The sequence below is a fragment of the Thiohalocapsa sp. genome (genome assembly GCF_019695415.1).
In the GTDB taxonomy this organism is placed as follows: Bacteria; Pseudomonadota; Gammaproteobacteria; order Chromatiales; family Chromatiaceae; genus Thiohalocapsa.
The window spans coordinates 1-3,368 of record NZ_JAIFKJ010000011.1; the positions used below are offsets into that span (position 1 = coordinate 1).

General features: G+C 62.4%; 4 protein-coding genes. All 4 read left to right on the plus strand.

Annotated elements, in window-relative coordinates; translation table 11 throughout:
- A partial coding sequence (locus I6U14_RS00140; protein ID WP_296895868.1) for a tetratricopeptide repeat protein occupies positions 1-308 on the plus strand: 308 nt, incomplete at its 5' end.
- Positions 309-691: 383 nt separating this feature from the next.
- Positions 692-1,357, plus strand: a complete 666-nt coding sequence (locus I6U14_RS00145) for an isoprenylcysteine carboxylmethyltransferase family protein (RefSeq protein ID WP_296895870.1) — start codon at positions 692-694, stop codon at positions 1,355-1,357.
- A gap of 108 nt (positions 1,358-1,465) precedes the next feature.
- On the plus strand, positions 1,466-2,773 hold the full coding sequence (locus tag I6U14_RS00150; RefSeq protein WP_296895872.1) for an MFS transporter: 1,308 nt from the start codon (positions 1,466-1,468) through the stop codon (positions 2,771-2,773).
- Positions 2,766-3,368, plus strand: a 603-nt coding sequence (locus I6U14_RS00155; protein ID WP_296895873.1) for a 1-acyl-sn-glycerol-3-phosphate acyltransferase, incomplete at its 3' end; no start/stop codon positions are given. The genes I6U14_RS00150 and I6U14_RS00155, both read left to right, overlap by 8 nt.

Sequence of the window (3,368 nt, forward strand, 5' to 3'; positions counted from 1 at the left end):
ACCACGATATGGGCCAGCTGGATTTGGCCATCAAGCACTATCAGCAAGCCCTGATTATCGCCCGCGATATCTGCGACCAGCGCAACGAAGGAGCTTGGTTAGGCAACCTGGGACTAGTGTACGCGGAACTGGGGCTGACGGAGCAAGCGATCAAGCACCATCAGCGGGCTTGGGCTATCCTTGAGGAAATTAGGTCTCCCATTGCAAGTCAGATTCGTAACCGGTTGAAAATTCTTAGGATTGCAAATTTTCTCCCCGCAGTTTTTTGGAGATTCTTATTTGAAGTTATTCGCATTGTGGACATCTGAGAAATTGATGACAAAGTCCACAAGCCAATTCAAGCATCAATTAGATGCCATCAGATTGGCTTTCTCCCCGACCACGCCTGCGATCAAGGTAGCATTCACTTCCGCAGCTCGTCTGTGTCATCTTTCTCCACCAAATACCCGAGCCAATGCCCACCTTCAAGGGTCGGGAGGAAGAGCTGGACAAGCTGACCGAAGCCGTTCTTGCTGGCGCTGAAGCTGGCCCAGCAACTCGCCGCCGACTGTAGTCTCTGCGCTTATAAGTGCACGATCAGACCGTCACTACATAGTGCATTCAACCGTGAGCGGTCAAACTTCCGGATCGGGACGTATGCAAGTATCAAGAGTCCGCGATCGGCTGACACTGAATATCCAGGAGAATGAAAATGAAGAAAACATTCGTCGTGCTTGGGGTAGCAGTTTGGGTGACGGTCCTCCTTGGAGGAACCCTGTTCCTCGCGGCGGGCCGGGTGGATCTGCCGTTCTTCTGGGTGACTTTGCTGATCTGGGTGGGATCGACGACCACCATCGGGCTCATAATGGACCGCGATCTGATGCGCGAGCGGTCACAGTTCGGAGCTGAGAAAAGCGGTCGCCTGCTTCAGGTTCTGGGGTTGCCAGCCGTGATCGCCCCATTCCTCATCGCGGGCCTGGATGTGGGGCGTTACCACTGGTCTGACAGCGTGCCGAACTGGGCTCAGTTAGTGGGCCTGGGCGTGACCGTGATCGGATTTGGATTGATCACCTGGTCAATCCAGATGAATCGCTTCTTCGCGAAGGCGGTGCGGGTTCAGGATGATCGGGGTCAGAGAGTGGTCACGGGCGGGCCGTACCGGTACGTCCGACATCCGGGCTATTGTGGATTTTCCCTGATCTTTTTGGCCAGCAGCATAGCGCTCGGATCGTGGCTGTCTATCCTGCCATCCCTGGGGCTGACCTTCTTCTTCGTCTGGCGAACGGCGATGGAGGACGAGTTCCTGCAAGCCAATCTGGATGGGTACGCCGAGTACGCGGAGCGGGTTCGGCACCGGCTGATGCCTGGGGTGTGGTGATTTTCGCTGAGGCTTTACCCCGCGAAACGCCCCGACATCCTGGTCGGCTACGTGCCCTTCGACGACGGGGAGCCCATTCTTTCATCCCTTAGACACGCTGGAGACTGTATGACATCTCGCTATCGCTGGCTCATCGCGTTCGTCTTCTTCCTCTTTATGTTGCTCCACCAGGCCGACAAGCTGCTCATCGGCCCCCTCACCACCTCCATTATGGCGGATTTTAGCATCAACGAGGCCCAGATGGGGGCCGTCTCCAGTCTGGCCCTGCTCGTCGCCGCCTTGCTCTACCCGGTCTGGGGCTACCTCTATGACCGCTACGCCCGCGATCGATTGCTGGCGTTGGCCTCCTTCATCTGGGGCTCGACCACCTGGCTGAACGCACTGGCGCCCACCTATCCGGTGTTTATGATCACGCGCTCCAGCACCGGCATCGACGACTCCAGCTACCCCGGCCTCTACAGCCTGCTGGCCGACTACTTCGGCCCCCAGGCCCGCGGCAAGGTCTACGGCGCGATGCAGATGTCGGGCCCGCTGGGCTTCATTCTGGGCACCGTGTTGGCGACCACGCTAGGCGGCACGCTCGGCTGGCGCAAAGTCTTCTTCATCACCGGAGGCGCCGGCATCGCCATCGCGGCCCTGATCCTGATCATCGTGCGCGACCGCCCGCGGGGCAGCGCCGAGCCCGAGCTGGCGACCCTCGACGAAATCGGAACCTACCGCATCGATTGGCCGGCCGTACGGAAGCTGCTGCGCATTCGCAGCCTGCCGCTGCTGATGGCCCAGGGCTTCTTCGGCATCTTCGCCTGGTACGTGCTCGTCTTCTGGTTCTTCCGCTACCTGGAGAACGAGCGGGGCTACACCTCCGGGCAGGCGATGACGGCCATGCTGGTGGCCATCGCCACCATCTCGGCCGGCTACTTGCTGGGCGGCAATCTGGGGGATGCGCTGTTCAAACGCACCCGGCGCGGGCGCATCATCGTCGGCGGCCTGGGCACGCTGGCGGCAGCCGTGCTGCTCCTGCTGACCATGAGCGTCCCGGTCGAGAAGAAGGTCCTGTTCACCGCCCTGCTGGGGCTCACGGGCATCTTTATGCCGATGAACGGACCCAGCATGATGGCCACCGTACCCGACATAACGCCGCCCGAGGTGCGCAGCACGGCCCAGGCGGTGCGCAAGCTGGTCGAGGACGGCGGAGCGGCCCTGGCGCCGTGGCTGGCAGGCCTCATCGCCACGCGAACGTCACTGCACACGGCCATCATTTCCATCTGCGTGAGCACCTGGCTGGCGAGCGCGGCCTTGCTCGTGGTCGTGGGCTACTTCGTGCCGCGCGACATCGAAGCGCTGCGCCAGACAATGCGGAAGCGGGCGGCGTTATCCGCCGCTAAAGCCGCTGGCGACTTACAAAACGATGGATGACCACCAGGACGACCGCGAATACGCCATCGCCTATCCTCGACGACAAGCGCCACGCGCCCTGGTGCGGGGCCTGGGACGCCTGGTACTGCCCTTGGCCTTTCGGATCGTGCTCGAAGGTGGGAAGAACTTCCCCCGGAGCGGCCCGCTACTGGTGGCTGGCAATCACAGCGCGGCGATGGAGGTCGTGCTGGCCGTCGTCTACACCCCCTGGCAGATCGAGCTGCTGGGCGCGGCCGACATCCCGCACGAGAGGATCACGCAGGTGATGGCCAGCCTCTACGGGATGATCCCCGTCCACCGCGGGCGGTTCGACCGCGCGGCGATGGTGAAGGCCTTGGACGTGTTGCGCCAGGGCGGCGTGGTGGCCATCTTCCCCGAGGGCGGCATCTGGGAGGCGGGCCGGATGCAGGCTCACACCGGCGTGGCCTGGCTCAGCTACCGCGCCGGCGCGCCGGTGCTGCCGATTGGCTTTGGGGGGACAACGGGTGCGCTGGGGGCGGCCTTGCGGCTGGAGAGGCCGCGGCTGACGATGCGGGTCGGGGACGTGATACCGGCCGCCCGCCTGCCCGAGGAGCGACCCCGCAAGGAGTACCTG

Excerpts from the sequence above, each read along its gene's own strand:
- I6U14_RS00145 (WP_296895870.1), top strand. The coding sequence starts at position 692 with ATGAAGAAAACATTCGTCGTGCTTGGGGTAGCAGTTTGGGTGACGGTC.
- I6U14_RS00150 (WP_296895872.1), top strand. The coding sequence starts at position 1,466 with ATGACATCTCGCTATCGCTGGCTCATCGCGTTCGTCTTCTTCCTCTTT.